The following is a 12,046-nucleotide window of genomic DNA, read 5'->3' as shown; positions in this document are numbered from 1 at the left end:
TCTCCGGGCGGGCCTGCGGTCGATCCAACCAGGTCAGCTGTCCTGCAGCACACCCAGAACGTTGCCGTCGGCGTCGGTGAAGGTGGCCACGAGACGGCCGCCGCCGACGTCCTTCGGCGCGTCCTTGACGGTGCCGCCGGCCGCGGTGACCTCGGCGAGCTTCGCCTCGATGTCGGCGACGTGCCAGTAGCTGACCGGCCCGGTCATGCCCTGCGGGCCGCCGCCCGGCACCAGCCCGATGTGCTGGCCGCCGACGTCGTAGCCGACGTAGTAGGCCGAGTCGGCCGTCGGCTCGGCGCCCAGCAGGGCCGTGTACACGGCCTTGGCCTTCTCCACGTCGGAGACGGGGTGCAGGACGGTCTTGATGCCTTCGGTGCTCATGGTCACTCCTGGTTGTCGTGTGCTGTGGCACCGACGCTACGACCGGGGCGATGACCTGCGCTTCTCGATTCCTGATCGGTCTCGCGCGTGCATGATGGAGGCATGCGGATCACGGCCTGGTGGCGCGGCATCAGCCCACGGCGGCGCCTGATGCTGAGCGGCGTCGCCGTCGTCGTGGTGCTCGCGGTCGTCGTGGCCGTCGTCGTCACCTCCGGCACGAGCGCCGCACCGCAGGCCGGGACGCCCGACCAGGACCGGCCGGGGCCGGTGCTGCTGGTGCCCGGCTACGGCGGCGGCCAGGGCGCGCTGAACGAGCTGGCCGCGCGGATCCGGCAGACCACCGGGCGGACGGCCGAGGTGCTCACCCTGGCCGGCGACGGCACCGGTGACCTGCTCGAACAGGTCGCCGTCCTCTCCGACGCCGTCGAGCGGGCGTACGCGGGCGGGGCGCCGTCGGTCGACGTCATCGGCTACTCCGCGGGCGGCGTCGTCGCCCGGCTGTGGGTCGGCCGCGACGGTGGTGAGCACCAGGCCCGCCGGGTGGTGACGCTGGGCGCCCCGATGCACGGCACCGGCCTGGCAACGGCGGGCGGGGCGCTCGTCCCCGGCGCCTGTCCCACCGCGTGCGTCCAGCTGGCACCGGGCAGCGCGCTGCTGCAGGAGATGGCGAAGGACCCGATCCCCTCGACGCTCCCGTGGCTGTCCCTGTGGACCGAACGCGACGAGACGGTCACCCCACCGGACTCGGCCCGCGTCGACGGCGCGGTGAACGTCGCGCTGCAGCAGGTCTGCCCCGGAAACCAGGCCGGCCACGGCGACCTGCCGACCGACCCGGCCGTCACCGAGCTGGTCCTGCAGGCGCTGGGCACCTCACCGCTCGAAGCACCATCGGAGTGCCTCAGCTCGTGACGTCCTTCGTCGCGAAGTTCGCCCAAGCCGCGCCGAAGAACACCACGATGTAACCGGCCTGCAGCAGCAGGCCGTGGTCGATGTTGCGCCAGAGCACCGGGTCCCGGAAGAAGTCGATCCACGACAGCCAGTAGTGCGTCGGCAGGTAGGGCTTCACCGACGCCGCCGCGTCCAGCGTTTCCAGCACCGAGCTGGTGATCAGCACGGCCAGCCCGCCCAGCGCGGCGCCGAGCGAGGAGACGGTGACCGTCGACAGGAACACCGTGATCGCGGCGAAGCCGAGCATCGACACGACGATGTAGCTCACCGCGCCGAGCAGCCGCAGGCCCAGCCCGGACGAGCTGAGCGACTGCCCCGACAGCGACGTCACCCCGGCGGGCTGCCCGCCCGGACCCGCGACGCCGGGGGTGCCGCCGGTGCCGAACAGGATCACGCCGAGCACCAGCGACGTCAGCACGACGATCACGATCGCCGCGGTGACGTACACGGCGATGGCGATCATCTTGGCGCCGAGCAGCCGCGTCCGGCCGACCGGGCGCACCAGCAGGTAGCGCAGGGTGCCGCCGGACGCCTCGCCGGCGACCGAGTCCCCCGCGACGACGGCGACCGCGATCGGCAGGAAGAGCGGCAGGACCAGGGCGAGCGCGGCCGCCGGGTAGAGCGCGCCGTCGTTCACCACGGCCGACAGGAACGCCCCGCCCTGCCCGGGCGGCGGCGCGAAGTCGGCCGTCGCCAGGAAGATCCCGACGATCGCGGGCAGCAGGCACAGCAGCAGCACGCTGACCCAGATCCGCGGCCGCAGCACGAGTTTCCGCAGTTCGACGGCGATCACCCGGCCGCCACCTCCCCGAACCGGTCCGACCCGGGCCCGGTGAACTCCAGCACCACCTGCTCCAGGGTCCGCCGCTCGGCGTCGATGGACGTCACGCGTACGCCGGCCTCGACGAGCATCGCGTTCAGCGCGGCCGGGTCCTCGTGCCGGATGACCAGGCGGTCGCCGTCGCGGGACTCGAGCTGCCCGTCGAGGACCGCGGCTGCCGCGGCCCCGTCCGGCGTGCCGACGAGCACCCGGCCGGTCAGCGCCCGCAACGACGTCAGGTCCTCCTCCAGCACCAGCCGGCCGCGGTCGACGACGCCGACGCGGGTGCACAGCTGCTCGACCTCGGCCAGCAGATGGCTGGACAGGAACACCGTGGTCCCGCCCGCGTTCAGCGCGACCAGCAGCTCACGGATCTCCTTGATGCCCTGCGGGTCGAGCCCGTTGGTCGGCTCGTCGAGGATCAGCAGGCGCGGCTTGCGCAGCAGCGCCCCGGCCAGCCCGAGCCGTTGCCGCATGCCCAGCGAGTACGCCTTCACCGGCCGCTGGTCGACCGCGCCCAGCCCGACCTGCTCCAGGGCGTCGTCGATGCGACGCTGCCGGGTGCGCCGTCCCCCGCCGCGCCCGGAGGCGTCGAGCAGCGCGAGGTTCCGGCGCCCGGACAGGTGCGGGTACGCGGCCGGGCCCTCGACCAGCGCGCCGACGTCCGGCAGCACCTCGGAGACCCGCTTCGGCACCGGCTTCCCGAGCACCTCGATCTCGCCGCCGGTCGCGTAGACCAGCCCGAGCAGCATCCGGACCAGCGTGGTCTTGCCCGAGCCGTTGGGGCCGAGAAAGCCGTAGCGGTCGCCTTCGCGCACGTCCAGGTCGACGGCGTCGACGGCGAGCACCCGGCCGTAGCGCTTGGTCAGGCCGCGGGTGACGATCATCGGCCGCTCCGGCGCAGCCGCGACAGCTCGTCCGCGACCGTCCGCAGCACCTGCGGCGTCACCGTCCCGGCCAGCAGGTACGAGCGGCGGGAGAACGACGAGCGGACGATCGCCAGCGACAACGGCGTGATCGACAGCTGCACCACGGTCCCCGCCGCCAGCTTGGCCTCCACGCCGCCTGCCTTCCCGGCCGCGTCGCTCGCGGCGTTCCCGACGTTGCGCGGCACGGCGATCACGGCGAAGGCCGCCAGCCCGGTGCCGTAGAGCGCGGCGCCGGAGACGCCGCCGAAGCTCGACGACGCCAGCGGCCGCCCGCCGAGGGTGGTCGGCAGCACCGCCTGGCCCAGCGCGCCGAGCGCGTCCGTGACGTCCGGGGCGCTGGCGACCGAGAAGCCGGAGCCGAGCACCGGACGCGGCGCTTCGACGGCCGGCGTCGTCTGCTCGACCTGCTGGAACGCGGTGCTGAGGATCGGCGCCTGCTGCCCGCGCGCGGTCACCTCGACCCGCACCGGCAGCCCCGTCGCCGGGTCGGCCCACAGGTCCACCTGGCCGATCGTGGTGTCCTGGTCGGCCGGGACCAGCCGCAGCCCGGACGCGTCGACCCCGGCGACGCGCCGCGCGGGCAGCGTCGTCACCGGGTCGTTCTTCGCGGCCGTCAGGACCCGCCGCGCGAGCTCGGGCGGCAGCAGGTCCCCGGCCCGCGGCAGCCGCACGGTTGGTTCGCCGATCAGCTCGGTCAGCGCGTTGGCACCGTAGTCCCAGGTGTACTCGCCGTCGGGCAGCCGGTAGACGTCGTGCTCACCGGCGGTGCCGATGACGTCGAAGCGGTAGCGGTCCGGGCCCGCGTACCAGGCGCGCATCCGCGTCGTCCCGGCGAAGAGCGCGGCGACGTCGGCGAGGTTCGGCAGCTCCGGCAGGGCGAGCGAGCCGGAGCTCTCGGCGTACCCCTGGTACGGCCGGCCCGCCGACGCCAGCACGAGGGCACGCAGGCGGCCCGCGTCGATCGACTCCCCCGCGGACGGCAGCGCGGCGACGACGGCGGGTACCGAAACCAGGACAAGGGTCACCGCGGCGACCACCGCCCACCGGCGCCGCTTTTCGTGCCGCACCACCGAGGGCGTCATCCGGCATCACCTCTGCCGTCCTTTCTACGCCATGAACTCGGGCATCAGTCCTTACGAGGGGCTGTGAATCCGGGGCCACCGGACGCTGCGTCGCGCGCGAACAACCGGGTCACGGCTCGGTCCACAACCCCGGATCCGGGCCGCGACCCGGCTATTCTCTGGGCGGAAACACGACTAGGGGGACGAAGTGAGCACGACCAGCGACGGCACGCCGCAGAGCACCGCCGAGGCGATGATCGCCGAGGCCAAACGCGCCTTGTGGGTGATGGTCGGCCTGCTGGCCGTCCTGTGGGTGCTGCAGATCTTCAACTCCCTCGACGACTACGGCCTGAGCCACCAGTTCGGCATCGAGGCGCGCGAACCGGCGTCGCTGCCGGAGATCTTCAGCGCGCCGTTCCTGCACCTCGGCTGGGACCACATCGAGGCGAACTCCGGCCCGCTGTTCGTCTTCGGCTTCCTCGCGGCCTACCGCGGCGTGAAGAAGTGGCTCGGCGTGAGCGTGCTGATCATCGTCGCGAGCGGGCTCGGCGTCTGGTTCATCTCGCCGTCGAGCTCGGTCACCGTCGGTGCCAGCGGCCTGGTGTTCGGCTACTTCGGGTACATCATCGTGCGCGGCCTGTTCGACCGGCACCCGATCGACATCGTGATCGGGCTCGTCATGGCGTTGTGCTTCGCCTACCAGTTCTCGTCGCTGCTGCCGGGCGACGAGCAGGTCAGCTGGCAGGGCCACATGTTCGGGTTCGCCGGCGGCATCATCGGCGGCTGGCTGTTCCGCGACCGCCGTCCCAAGACCGTCCCCGGACCGGACGCGACCGACCCGGCGACCGTCCTGCTCCCGAAGGACCTCACCTAGGCGGCTCGAGCCAGGCGTCGACGACGACCCACACGTACCGGCCGATCACCGGCCGCGGCGCCCGCACGCCGAGCGGCGCCCGGTCCAGCGTTCCCGTCGGTGGGCAGCGCGACGGCGAGTGTCAACGGACAGGACGTCCCGCGCAGCTTCAGCGTTTCGGTCACCTCCCAGCCTTCGCGTCGCCGGATCCCGGCTGCGGCTTCCGCAGGTCGGTGTCGCGGCGCGGGTTCTTCGTGTCGAGCGCGCCGAGGTCGAGCGTGGCCGCGCTGGTGCTCGTCGGCGGCCCGGCCGGGATCGGCAAGACCCGGCTGGTCGAGACCGTCGTGGACGCCGACGCCGTCTGGGGCCGCTGCGTCGACGACCCCGGCGCCCCGCCACTGTGGCCCTCGTCCTCGGCCAGCGCGACGAGGCCCAAGCCGGCTACGACGCGCTGCGCCCCCTGCTGCGGGACCCCGATTTCCTCGGCCAGGCGCCCGGCGTCGGCGTCAACCTGGTGCCGTTGCTGGAGGAGTTCCGCGACCTCGAAACGGCGGAGTGGCTGGCCGAGCGGTTCGACGGCGAACCCCCGTTCGCCTCGGGCGGCGCGGGCACGTTCTGCGTCGACTGTTCTAGCAGCTGGTCGGCCCGCCTGGCCGCGCTGCTGGACCGCCACGACGAGGCCGTCCGGCTCTTCGAGAAGTCGATCGCGTGGGACACTCGCCCCCGCGCCCTCCCGTACGTGGTCCACAACCGCGTCCGGCTGGCTTCGGTGCTCCTCACCCGCGGTGACGGGCGCGCCGGCTGGTGCTGTCCGAACGCACGGTGGAGAGTCACGTCCGCAGTGTGCTGGCCAAGCTCGGGCTGGCGAACCGGACGGAGATCGCGACCTGGGTGCACCGCCACGGGCGGGCGTAGACCGTCCACAGTGGATTTCCGAGCCACGGACGTTCACCGGGGACCGAATCCTGGGTCCCGGATGTGAACCGCTGTGAGAACGCTGTGGATCGGCCTCCGCGAGATGCCGACCCGGCGTCGCTGTGGTGATCTAGATCGGTGGCGAACAAGTTTCTCCGGAGCGCGGTCCTCGCGGGCGCGTCGTTGCTGGTCCTGGGGACCGGCGTGGCCGTCGGCGCGAACTCGACCGCCGACGACGCCTACGCCGCGAGCGCACCGGTCGTGACCAAGCCGACCGCACCGGCCAAGCCGACCACACCGACTCTGGCCCCGGCCCCGCGCTCGGCGCCGCAGCCGGTCGGCGCGCTGTTCGCGAACGGGAGCCACTTCTGCAGCGCCAGCGTCGTGCACTCCGACGCCGGCGACCTCGTCCTGACCGCCGCGCACTGCGTCAAGGACGGGATGACCTTCGCGCCCGGCTACCACGACGGTGTCGCGCCGCTCGGAACGTGGACCGTGACGGACGTGGCCGTCGCGGACGGCTGGACGTCGTCCGCCGATCCGGATCTCGACTTCGCGTTCCTCACCGTTTCGCAACCGGGGAACACCGCTTCGCTGGAAAGCCTGACCGGCGCGAACACCCTGGGAATCGCTCAGGGATTCGACCACGAAATCACTCTTACGGGCTACCCCGACAGTACCGATTCCCCGGTCGTCTGCACCGGGGAGACAACCCGTTCGGACACTTATCAGCAACGCGTCGCGTGCCCCGGTTTCCCGGACGGCACCAGCGGCGGGCCGTGGGTCACGAATGGCGTAGTCATCGGCGTGATCGGCGGTTACCAGCTCGGCGGCGACACCCCGGACGTCTCCTACAGTGCCTATTTCGACGACGACATCCAGAAGCTTTACGCGTCGGTCACCGGCTGAAACGCGAACCGGGCCCGCGCCCCTGGCGGAGGACGCGAGCCCGGTTCGACCCCTCGTGAACCCTCAGCAGGTCACGATGAGCCCGGTGAGCGCCGAGCACGTCTTCGACGCGCTGTCGTTGGCGCTGGTCGGATCCGCCGGCGAGCTGGTGGTCTTCTGCACCGTCGTGGTGTACGAGCCGAGCGCGAGCAGGCCGCCGTTGACCGAGAACTTCGCCGTGGCCGACGCGCCGGAAGCCAGCGACGCGACGTCACAGTTCAGCGTCCGGGTGGTGCCGACGTGGGCGCACCCGGTCGAGCTGCCGTACGAGAGACCCGACGCATACGTTGCGACGACCCGGATACCGGACGCGGCCGACGGGCCGACGTTCGTCACGGTCAGCGTGTAGTCGATGCGCGCGTTGAGCCCGCCGTGGCCGGTCGCGGCGAGCGCGACCTTGACGTCGGCGATGGTCGACGGGTTGCCGATGGTGATGACCGGCCCGTCGAGGGTCTCGAACGCGAAGTTGTCGCCGACGAACTGGTGCTGCAGCGTGAACGAGCCCGGCGCGGCGGTGTCCTTGACGCGCAACGTGAACGTCCCGGTCTTGGTGCCGCCCGCGGCGAGGTCGCCGAACGCGGCGCGGTAGCTGCTGCCTTCCCGGAAGCAGCCGACCTCCGTCGTACCGGAGCAGCCCACGACGTCGACGACGTCGGTGATCGGGGTGGGCGAGCCGTAAATGGCCGCCTTCGCGAATGTCACCGTGAAATCTTCGGGGTTGTAAACCGTTTCCGCGACGGTGAAAGTCTGTCCCGGCAGCACCGTTGTCTGGCTGACGTCGACAGAACTGGTGGGCGGGGCCGCGTTCGCGGCGGGCGCCATCGCGATGAACGCGGTGGCCAAAGCGGCCACCGAAGACAGAATCGTTGCCCGTCGCCAGCTTCTTCGCATAGTGGTTTTCTCGCCGTTCAGTCGAGGAATGCCGCTCTGACAATGCTGCTGTTCAGTCGTCGCGTCCCCGGAATTCGTTACCGCCATCCGGCGGCGCCCCGGCACCTCCGTCAGGACGGACGCCAGCGGCCGTTCATCTCACCCGGGCGCGGCGGCGGGCCGGGCAGATCCGGACCGTCACCCGACGCCAGCCCTTCGAGCAGCAACGCCAGGTAGCGGCGCCGCAACTCGCTGGTGCGCACCGGATCTTCGACGCGGATCGCCGCGCAGCACTCGAGGATCATGCCGACGTCTTCGGTGACGGCGTCACGGCGCAGCCGCCCGCTCTCGTGCGCGCGGGCGACGAGCCCCGCGGCGAGTTCGTTCGCGCGGCGGGCGTCGGCACCCATCTCGTCCGTCGGCGTGAAGGTGCCCGCGAGGTGGACGGTCAGCGAGTGCACGTCGGCCTCGACGACCCGGCCGAGGAAGCCGGCGAGGGCCGCCCAGGCGTCCGGTTCTCCGGCCGAGGCCTCGGCTTCGGAGATGAACCGGCGGAGGCCGTCGTGGCAGAGCCGGCAGAGCAGGAACTCCTTGCTCGGGTAACGGCGGTAGAGCGCGCTGATGCCGACGCCGGCCCGCTCGGCGACGGCCGAGATCGGGGCCTTCGGGTCCAGCAGGAAGACGTCACGGGCGGCGTCGAGGATCACGACGTCGTTGCGGGCGGCCTGGCCGCGGCGGCCGGGCAGGGCGGTCTCGCTCATGAACCGAGGATAGCACTGGAACGGATCGTTCCGCTCTGCTACAGTTCGGAACGAAGCATTCCGTTCCAGCGTTCTCGAGGAGTAGCCATGACGGTCCCCGCCCTTCGCCCGTTCCGCGCCGAGGTCCCGCAGTCCGCGCTCGACGAACTGCGGGCGCGGCTCCAGCGCGCGCTCTGGCCGGACGACCTGCCCGCCGGGTACGGCGTCACGAACGAGCGGGTCCGCGCGCTGGCGGAGTACTGGCTGGAGAAGTTCGACTGGCGGGCCTTCGAGGCGCGGCTCAACGCGTACCCGCAGTTCCTGACGCAGATCGACGGCGAGACGATCCACTTCCTGCACGTCCGCTCGTCCCGCGCGGACGCGACCCCGCTGCTGCTGACGCACGGCTGGCCGGGATCGGTCGCCGAGTACCTCGACGTCATCGCGCCGCTGACCGAGCCGGAAGCGCCCGGGGCGCCGGCGTTCCACCTGGTGATCCCGTCGCTGCCGGGCTTCGGTTTCTCGGGCCCGGTCAAGTCCGCGGGCTGGGGCACGCACCGCACCGCGGCGGCGTGGGCCGAGCTGATGAGCCGCCTGGGTTACGAGTCGTACGGCGCGGCGGGCAACGACGCGGGCTCGATGATCTCGCCGGAGATCGGCAGGCTCGCGCCGGAGAAGGTCGTCGGCGTGCACGTCACGCAGCTGTTCTCGTTCCCGTCGGGCGACCCGGCGGAGATGGCGGACCTGAGCGAGGCCGACCAGGCCGGGCTGGCGCACCTGCAGTGGTTCTACGAGAACATGTTCTCCTTCAACCAGCTGCACAGCCAGCAGCCGCACACCCTGGCGTTCGCCCTCGCCGACTCACCGCTGGGGCTGCTGGCGTGGAACGCGCAGCTGTTCGGCGAACACCTCGACGCGGACTTCGTCCTGGCGAACGTCGCGCTGTACTGGCTGACGGGCACGGGCGGCTCGTCGATCCGCTTCTACTACGAGGACGCGCACACGACGTCGCACCCCTCGGAGCCGACCACGGTCCCGACGGCCCTGGCGATGTTCAAGGGCGACTTCCAGTCGATCCGCCGGTTCGCCGAGCGCGACCACGAGAACATCGTCAGCTGGAACGCCTACGACGCCGGCAGCGGCAGCGGCGGCCCGCGTGACGCCGCTGGCCACTACGCGGCACACGAGGCTCCCGACGTCCTGGTGGCCGACATCCGGCGGTTCTTCGCCGGCCTGTCTCGCACCTGGCCCGTCCTGGAGCAGGCCCACGCCGCGCTGCGCTCGGCCGTCGCCGGGATCGTGAACTGGTCGGCACCGACCCCGTGCGCGGACTGGAACGTCACACAGGTCTTCCAGCACGCGGCGGCCGACCAGCTGGGCTACGCGGCATCCATCACGGGCGAGCCGGGCCCGGACTTCAACCCGTTCGCCCCGTCGGGCACCCTCACGCTCCCGGCGGCCGACTTCCTGGAACCCAAACTGGCCGCGGCCAAGGCCGCGTTCGCCACAGTGACCCCGGACGCCACCGCAGTCCCGACCCCCCTCCCCCAGGGCGCGCTACCGGCCCAGGTAGCGGTCGGCGCAGCCGCCCTGGACGCAGCAGTCCACGCATGGGACATAGCAGCAGCCACAGGCGCGCAGTCCCCCCTGACCCCAGACCTGGCGGCAGCATTGCTGCCGGTGGCCCAGGAACTGGCAGAACCGCTGCGAGGCTTCGCGTACGCCCCAGCACTGCCCACCCACGCCGAGGACGACGCAGCATCAACACTCCTGCGCTACCTGGGCCGCGACCCGCACTGGACAGTCTGACCCCCTCCTCCGCGACGATCCCCGGGAGCCCTTACGAGGCTGGGCAAACACGCCCACCTCGCTCCCGCTAGACCACGACCCGCACCAGCCCTGATCTTCACGGAGGCCAAACCGGAACCCCTCGCCGCAGCGCGCGGCAAAAACCCCCGCACCGCAGCAAACCCACAACCATGCGGTTCGCTCCCTCCCCCGAGAACCTCCCCACCCCGGCGAACCTCCACAGCCAAGTAGCGCCTCCCCTTCGCCGAGAACCCTCCCACCGCGGTGAACCTCCCCATCCGAGCAGCGCGCTCCCTTCACCGACGACCGACCTCTCCCACGCCGGGATAGCTCAAGTCCGACTTCGCCCCACCAAAGAGCCCGGCGCCCGGCGCACCCGAGAACGACACCTCCCGCGACCAACCTCAAGCCCGCCCTCACCGCAGCACGCGGCCGAACCCCCACACCGCAGCGAACCCCACAACCATGCGGCCCATCCCCTTCACTGAGAACCTTCCCACCGCGGTAAACCTCCACACTCGAGCGGCACGTTCCCTTCACCAGCGACCGCCCACCCCCACGCCGGTATGACCCGAGTCCGACTTCGACCCGCCATAGAGCCCGGCGCCGGGCATCGGCACGACTCGCGAACCGCTCAGGACCGCCCCCTCGCAGCAGCGCGGCTGAAACTCCTGCGCCGCAGCAAAAACCACAGCCACGCGGCACGTTCCTTCACCGAGGACCGCTTTCACCCCGGCGGCAAGTCTTCGACATCAACCCGCCAAAGCACCCAGACCCCACCACAGCAAACACTTCGGCCCATCACAGACCCATCACTCCACAATGGACTCACTCGGGAATCTCCGTTGACGAAACACCCACCACCGGGCAAGCCAAGAAAATCCGTTGCCCCGCAAGGAACCGCGATCCTAACCTCGGCTCATGACGAACCGGCCCTTCCGTTGGGACCTCGTGCGTCCCGATCAGGTCGGGACGCTCCTCGACAACGCCCAAGAACCCCGCCTCTGGTTCCTGCCCGCGCTCACCGAGGCCACCGCCAAAGTCCTGGCCCGCTGCGGGAACGGCGAGCTGCACTTCGTCGGCCGCTCGCTCGACAGCATGCACGACCTCCTCGGCGGGGCCCTGGAACGCACCTCCTGGCACGACCGCGTCCACCAGCTGCCGATGTCGCTGAAACCGCGGCGGGACTTCACCGGCCGCGACACCGCGCTGCTACGGGAGCACCTCGCGGCCGCCGGGATCACTCCGTACCGGCTGGCGCGGGGGACGCGGCCCACCGTGTTCGTCGACCTCGTGCACGAAGGCGAGACCTTCACCGAGCTGTACCTGCAGCTGCGCCGGTGGATCGTCGAGGACCGGGAGGCGTGGCCGGTGATCCGGCGGAAGCTGCGGTTCCTCGGCGTCACGCCCCGCCGGCTGTCCTGGCGGTGGCGGGACGACGCAGGCTGGCCGGCCGAGCTGCCCGCGGCCGCGGTCCGGAACGTTTCCCTCGACCGCGACGTCTGGTACTACTTCGGCGACCACCAGCCGAAGCTCACGCCGTCGTTCCCGCGGCAGCGGTGGACCAACGAGAGCGTCCGGACGCCCGACCGCGGGCAGGCCACCCGGAGCGCCCTCGCCGAGGCGTTCGCGCTGGTCGACGCTGGCCGGCAGGCCCGGACGCGGGAGCAGCTCGTCCGGACCGTCACCCGGGAGCCCGCGATGGCCGAGTCGTGGCTGCGGACGCTGGTCACCGAACTGCGCTACTGACCGGCCGGTCAGCAGGAGGTACG

13 protein-coding genes are annotated in these 12,046 nt (G+C 71.6%); 6 read left to right on the top strand and 7 right to left on the bottom strand.

All coding sequences use genetic code 11. The annotated features are described in order from the left end of the window. Window positions 1-33: 33 nt before the first annotated feature. Window positions 34-381: a VOC family protein gene (locus VA596_RS33050; RefSeq protein WP_323332155.1), complete on the bottom strand. Its 348-nt coding sequence runs from the start codon at window positions 379-381 to the stop codon at window positions 34-36. Window positions 382-483: 102 nt separating this feature from the next. On the opposite strand from VA596_RS33050, the gene VA596_RS33045 reads away from it, so the two are divergent. Next, window positions 484-1,290 carry an esterase/lipase family protein gene (locus tag VA596_RS33045; protein ID WP_323332153.1) on the top strand — a complete coding sequence of 269 codons (807 nt, stop codon included), beginning with the start codon at window positions 484-486 and terminating at the stop codon, window positions 1,288-1,290. Here the strand turns inward: VA596_RS33045 and VA596_RS33040 are convergent. Genes VA596_RS33040 through VA596_RS33030 form a run of 3 tightly spaced genes read right to left on the bottom strand, consistent with a single transcriptional unit; the run spans window position 1,280 to window position 4,160 of the window. Beyond that, a complete protein-coding gene (locus VA596_RS33040; protein WP_323332151.1) occupies window positions 1,280-2,122 on the bottom strand; it encodes an ABC transporter permease in 843 nt (280 codons plus the stop codon). The two genes, VA596_RS33045 and VA596_RS33040, sit on opposite strands and share 11 nt — an antisense overlap. Then, a complete protein-coding gene (locus tag VA596_RS33035) occupies window positions 2,119-3,036 on the bottom strand; it encodes an ABC transporter ATP-binding protein (RefSeq protein ID WP_323332149.1) in 918 nt (305 codons plus the stop codon). Before VA596_RS33035 ends, VA596_RS33040 begins: the two co-directional genes overlap by 4 nt. Beyond that, complete coding sequence (locus VA596_RS33030) at window positions 3,033-4,160, bottom strand: sigma-E factor regulatory protein RseB domain-containing protein (RefSeq protein ID WP_323332148.1); 1,128 nt, start codon at window positions 4,158-4,160, stop codon at window positions 3,033-3,035. Before VA596_RS33030 ends, VA596_RS33035 begins: the two co-directional genes overlap by 4 nt. 232 nt (window positions 4,161-4,392) lie before the next feature. Between VA596_RS33030 and VA596_RS33025 the strand changes: the two genes are divergently transcribed. After that, entirely contained in the window at window positions 4,393-5,013 is a 621-nt protein-coding gene (locus VA596_RS33025) for a rhomboid family intramembrane serine protease (RefSeq protein WP_323332498.1), read from the top strand. A gap of 160 nt (window positions 5,014-5,173) precedes the next feature. On the opposite strand, the gene VA596_RS33020 is transcribed toward VA596_RS33025, so the two are convergent. Then, window positions 5,174-5,740 (bottom strand): hypothetical protein, encoded by a 567-nt coding sequence (locus VA596_RS33020; protein ID WP_323332147.1) that lies wholly within the window; start codon window positions 5,738-5,740, stop codon window positions 5,174-5,176. A 74-nt stretch (window positions 5,741-5,814) separates the two neighbouring features. Here VA596_RS33020 and VA596_RS50730 point away from each other — a divergent pair, with 74 nt between their 5' ends. Continuing rightward, window positions 5,815-5,907 carry a helix-turn-helix domain-containing protein gene (locus VA596_RS50730; protein WP_410171945.1) on the top strand — a complete coding sequence of 31 codons (93 nt, stop codon included), beginning with the start codon at window positions 5,815-5,817 and terminating at the stop codon, window positions 5,905-5,907. A gap of 138 nt (window positions 5,908-6,045) precedes the next feature. Next, window positions 6,046-6,816: a trypsin-like serine peptidase gene (locus VA596_RS33015; protein ID WP_323332146.1), complete on the top strand. Its 771-nt coding sequence runs from the start codon at window positions 6,046-6,048 to the stop codon at window positions 6,814-6,816. 63 nt (window positions 6,817-6,879) lie between these two features. On the opposite strand, the gene VA596_RS33010 is transcribed toward VA596_RS33015, so the two are convergent. After that, entirely contained in the window at window positions 6,880-7,707 is an 828-nt protein-coding gene (locus tag VA596_RS33010) for a hypothetical protein (RefSeq protein ID WP_323332144.1), read from the bottom strand. Window positions 7,708-7,856: 149 nt separating this feature from the next. Continuing rightward, complete coding sequence (locus VA596_RS33005; protein ID WP_323332142.1) at window positions 7,857-8,486, bottom strand: TetR/AcrR family transcriptional regulator; 630 nt, start codon at window positions 8,484-8,486, stop codon at window positions 7,857-7,859. Between the two features lie 87 nt (window positions 8,487-8,573). Here VA596_RS33005 and VA596_RS33000 point away from each other — a divergent pair, with 87 nt between their 5' ends. Further along, window positions 8,574-10,274: a TIGR03086 family metal-binding protein gene (locus tag VA596_RS33000; RefSeq protein WP_323332141.1), complete on the top strand. Its 1,701-nt coding sequence runs from the start codon at window positions 8,574-8,576 to the stop codon at window positions 10,272-10,274. Between the two features lie 921 nt (window positions 10,275-11,195). After that, the gene (locus VA596_RS32995; protein ID WP_323332140.1) at window positions 11,196-12,023 is read left to right on the top strand and encodes a hypothetical protein; all 828 of its coding nucleotides are present in this window, start codon (window positions 11,196-11,198) and stop codon (window positions 12,021-12,023) included. The last annotated feature ends 23 nt before the right edge of the window (window positions 12,024-12,046 follow it).

This window comes from Amycolatopsis heterodermiae, from assembly GCF_034929455.1.
Lineage (GTDB): Bacteria > Actinomycetota > Actinomycetes > Mycobacteriales > Pseudonocardiaceae > Amycolatopsis > Amycolatopsis heterodermiae.
The sequence above is the reverse complement of the archived record's forward strand: the minus strand, read 5'-3'. Positions and strand labels throughout refer to the sequence as shown.